This is a genomic window from Synechococcus sp. F70.1 (genome assembly GCF_047502745.1).
Lineage (GTDB): Bacteria > Cyanobacteriota > Cyanobacteriia > Thermostichales > Thermostichaceae > Thermostichus.
This window is the reverse complement of sequence record NZ_JANSJL010000051.1, coordinates 22273-26349: the sequence shown is the minus strand read 5'-3', so window position 1 is coordinate 26349 and position 4077 is coordinate 22273. Positions and strand designations below refer to the sequence as shown.

At 60.5% G+C, this 4077-nt stretch carries 3 protein-coding genes and 1 pseudogene; 3 read left to right on the top strand and 1 reads right to left on the bottom strand.

Going from position 1 to position 4077, the window contains the following annotated elements:
- Positions 1 to 293 precede the first annotated feature (293 nt).
- Together NW860_RS04965 and NW860_RS04960 are read left to right on the top strand one after the other, a co-directional pair.
- Positions 294 to 1424, top strand: a complete 1131-nt coding sequence (locus NW860_RS04965; protein ID WP_414512771.1) for a peptidylprolyl isomerase — start codon at positions 294 to 296, stop codon at positions 1422 to 1424.
- A gap of 107 nt (positions 1425 to 1531) precedes the next feature.
- Positions 1532 to 2095, top strand: coding sequence for a hypothetical protein (locus tag NW860_RS04960; RefSeq protein ID WP_414393635.1), 564 nt, complete (start codon positions 1532 to 1534; stop codon positions 2093 to 2095).
- 78 nt (positions 2096 to 2173) lie between these two features.
- Here NW860_RS04960 and NW860_RS04955 read toward each other — a convergent pair.
- Positions 2174 to 3694: pseudogene (locus tag NW860_RS04955) on the bottom strand (DNA gyrase/topoisomerase IV subunit A); the annotation flags it as partial.
- 108 nt (positions 3695 to 3802) lie between these two features.
- Between NW860_RS04955 and NW860_RS04950 the strand changes: the two are divergent.
- A complete protein-coding gene (locus NW860_RS04950; RefSeq protein WP_414512769.1) occupies positions 3803 to 4057 on the top strand; it encodes a hypothetical protein in 255 nt (84 codons plus the stop codon).
- The last annotated feature ends 20 nt before the right edge of the window (positions 4058 to 4077 follow it).

The following is a 4077-nucleotide window of genomic DNA, read 5'->3' as shown; positions in this document are numbered from 1 at the left end:
CACCTGAATTGACAAGCTGTTATGCACTATAGGCCATGGAAGAAAGCGCTGGCCTCATTTGACAATCAGCCGGAGATCAAGCTCTCCACCATTGGCAAAGTCGGAGCCGCCTTCGCACAAGACAGACTTCAGCCTCCCTATTAGGATCCAAGCGGCTGGTCGAGCTAGAGTCAGCTGAGCCTACTTCCGCCGCTGCCGCTACGAGGCAAGGGCTCTGACCACGCAGCGCTTGCCGCCGGCGAGGGTAGAATGCCAGGCTGAGAGCAAAAGCAGCATTGGCAATGGGTGAAGACATGACACAGTGTGCTCAGCAGGGATCCCCAGTTGGCGGCAACGCCGATCGGTGGGAGGGGGGGAGGAAATCGCTCCGGCTGGTTTTGGCCGCTGTATTGCTTTGGGCGGTTTGGCTGGGTGGGATCCCGGCGCTGGCGCTGCCCCAAGGGGATGCCATTACCGATCCGCGTACTCTCTTGCGGCGGGCCCTGCCCATCCAGGACAGTCGGATTTGGGAAATCGATGAAGCCATTACCAAGATCGAGGCGGACCTGAAGTACAACCGCTGGTCAGCCGTGCGGGGGGATGTGCGCCAGGTGGAGCGGCTTCTGGACCGCTATACGGATCCCCTGCTGGCGGAGTTGCCCCCTGAGCAAGCTGCTGCCGCCTCTGAAGAAATTGCCGCTCTGCGGCAGGAGTTGCAAACCATCAACCAGGCCACGGAGCGCAAATCCAAGGGCAAAGAAGAGGCTCGCGCCGCCTACGACCGTCTGGTGGACAAACTGGGATCCCTGGAGAGCAAGTGGGTGGGGGCTTTCCCCTACGAGATCCCGCAGGAGTATGCCGACAAGCCTCAGCTCCTGGGCCGAGCAGAAGTGGAGCTGAACACCACCGCTGGGCGTATGGTGATCACCCTCGATGGCTATAGTGCTCCAATCACTGCCGGCAACTTCGCTGACTTGGTGCAGCGGGGCTTCTACGATGGCCTGACCTTTGATCGAGTGGAGAAATTCTTCCTTGTGCAAGCCGGGGATCCTCCTGGCCCTGCCGACGGCTATGTGGATCCGGCCACGGGCAAAGTTCGCACCATTCCTCTGGAGATTCGCGCCAAAGGTGAATTAATGCCCCGCTACGGCCAGACTTTTGAGCAACTGGGCCTCTGGGATGTGGAGCCGGCTTTGCCTTTTTCTGCCGAGGGAACAGTGGCTATGGCTCGCTATCTAGAGGATCCCAACAGCGCCTCTTCTCAGTTCTTCATCTTCATGGCCGAGCCGGATCTCACCCCCGCCGGCCTCAACCTCATGGATGGCCGCTACGCTGTGTTTGGGTATGTTACTGAAGGCACCGAGGTGCTGCGCAAAATTAAGCTGGGGGATCGCATTCTAAGCGCCCGCATCATCTCGGGCAAAGAAAACCTCAAAAATGCCTAAAGCCGTTTCCGCAAGCGAGGGGAATCCCCAAGAGGCAGTATGATCAGTAGGGCTGGCAAGCCCCAGCTTGCAGGATGCCCTTGCCCAGGAGACAGGGGGAAGCGACTGTGAGGTACTTCAGCAGGCAAGTCCGTCGGGGTCAATCCTCGCTAGGGCAGGAGCGCTGGGCTCTTGTCGAGGCCCGCCTTGAGCAACTGCTTAGAGCCGCTGAAGCCAACTTGCAGGCCAATGCCGAGTTGCGCCAACAGCAAGAGAAGCTGCAGCGCCAACTGGAGGCCGAGTGCCGCCAAAGCCAAGCTCTGCGCGACGCCATCGTTGACCTGCGCGCTAGCGTCATGGAGCTGCGGGAGGGACAGGCCTTCTGGCAAAGCCAGGTAGACGATCTGCGCACCTGCCTGCGGGATCTGCTCAAAGAACACAGTGAGCTGGTGCAGATCATTGCCCAGCAGCAGCACATTCTCAAGGATTGTAAGGAAGTCATCCGCGCCATTCTGGAACACATGCGGGACGACCATCGCGACTTTCGCTCTGCCCTCAACATCTTGCTGGAGGAACTGCACCAGACCGTGCGCTGCTTAGTTCTCCAGTCAGGTGGCTCCCTTCCCAAATCTGCCCGCCATCCTGAAGCGCCAGAGGTCGATCCCGCCGCCGACAAAACCTCTTTGGCCTAGCGCCCTTCTGCAACGGCTAGAGCGGACAGAGCAGGTGCAACTCCCTAAGCCGTTCCCCCCTGACTACCAGTGCTACGCTTGTTCTGCCTCCAGCTCAGCCTTGGAAAGAATCTGGGTTCGCCGGGGATCGCCGAAGGTCTTCTTCAGGTGGCGCAGCTCTTTCTTCAAATAGTTCAAAAGCTTGCGGCGGTCACTCAGGAGCCCCTGCAATTCTTCGATGCGGGCCTGTAGCTGGGACTGCTCTTGCTGCAACCGTTCCCGTTCCAAGGCCGTCAGGCGGCGCAGAGGCATGGCTAAGATGGTCTCCGCCTGCTGAGGGGTACAACCCAAGCGGGCCTGCAGTTGGGCTTTGGCGGTGGCGCCATCGGATGCTTGCTGCAGCAGGTCGATCACCCCCTGCAGATTGGCCAGGGCCAGCACCATCCCCGCCACTTCTTCTACCTTGCGCTGTAGCTGCTGCAGTTCGGCGCGGAACAGGCGGTTGAGGGTGGCTTCGCGAAACTGTAAAAAATGCTGCAAGATTTGCTTCAGGTTAAGCTGCTGCGGCTTGCCATCCACCAAGGCCAGCAGGATTACCCCAAAGTTGCTCTGCAAAGGGGTCAGCTCATAGAGCTGCTGCAAAACCTCCTGGGGATTGGCCTCCCGCTTAAGCTCCACCACCACGCGAATGCCTTTGCGATCCGACTCATCCCGCAAGTCGGCAATGCCGCTGAGACGACCCTGGGCAACCAGCTCTGCCACTTTCTCAATCCAGGCGGCTTTGTTCACCTGGTAGGGAAACTCGGTGATGACCAGGGCGGGCCGCCGGTGGCGTCCTTTGCCCGGCTGAGCCTCCTCAAAGTGGGCCACTCCCCGCAGGGTGATGGAGCCACGCCCGCTGAGATAGGCTTCGCGGATCCCTTGGCTGTCGACAATCTGGCCGCCGGTGGGAAAGTCCGGCCCCGGGATCCAGCGCAACAGCTCCTCGGGGCTGAGGTTGGGACGGTCAATCAGAGCCAGCAGGCCGTCCACCACTTCTCCCAAGTTGTGGGGCGGAATACTGGTGGCCATGCCCACGGCAATCCCGGAAGCGCCGTTGAGGAGCAAGATGGGCAGGCGGGCTGGCAAAACAGTCGGCTCGATGTGGGATCCGTCGAAATTGGGGGCAAAATCGACGACCTCTTCCGAGAGCTGCTCCAGAAGCACTCTGTGGCTCAGGGTCGACAGTCGGCACTCGGTGTAGCGCATGGCTGCCGGCGGGTCGTTGTCCACCGAACCGAAGTTGCCGTGTCCCGCCACCAGGGGATAGCGGCTGGAAAAGTCTTGAGCCATGCGCACCAGCGCGTCATAAACTGCCTGATCCCCGTGCGGGTGGTATTTCCCCAGCACCTCCCCCACCACCCGAGCGCATTTGCGGTAGGGGCGATCCGGCGTCAGGCCCAGCTCGTGCATGGCGTAGAGGATGCGGCGATGGACTGGCTTGAGGCCATCCCGCACATCTGGCAAGGCCCGCCCCACGATCACGCTCATGGCGTATTCTAGGTAGGAGCGCTGCATCTCCTCCCGCAAATCGGTTGCAATCACCCGCCCTGGACGGAATCCCGGTAGTTGCCGAGTCATGACCCAGCGGAGCCTCTAGCGCTGTTTCGTCTCCAGAAAGTGCCCTGCAGGGAATGCTAGCCTAGGCTGTGAGAGCTGGCGTCCAGATGGCAAGGGAGTGGCAGAGCTATGCAGCCCAAGACCCTTGGGTCGGCCCTGAAATTGATAGTAGCTGCTGCTGCTATTAGCGCCGCCATCAAATACGGTGGCCCCTACCTGGCCTTGCCGAAGACTCTGCCGGTAATGGTCACCATGATTGCTTCCCCTGCTGTGGTTATGGCCGCCCTTCTGTGGCGCTGGCAACAGCGCTCTTCCCTCTCCCCAACCCTTACCCAAGACCTTCAGGGCTCGCCACCAACGGCAGGGCTTAAAGACCTGGACTGACCTTCCCCCTAGCGGAGACA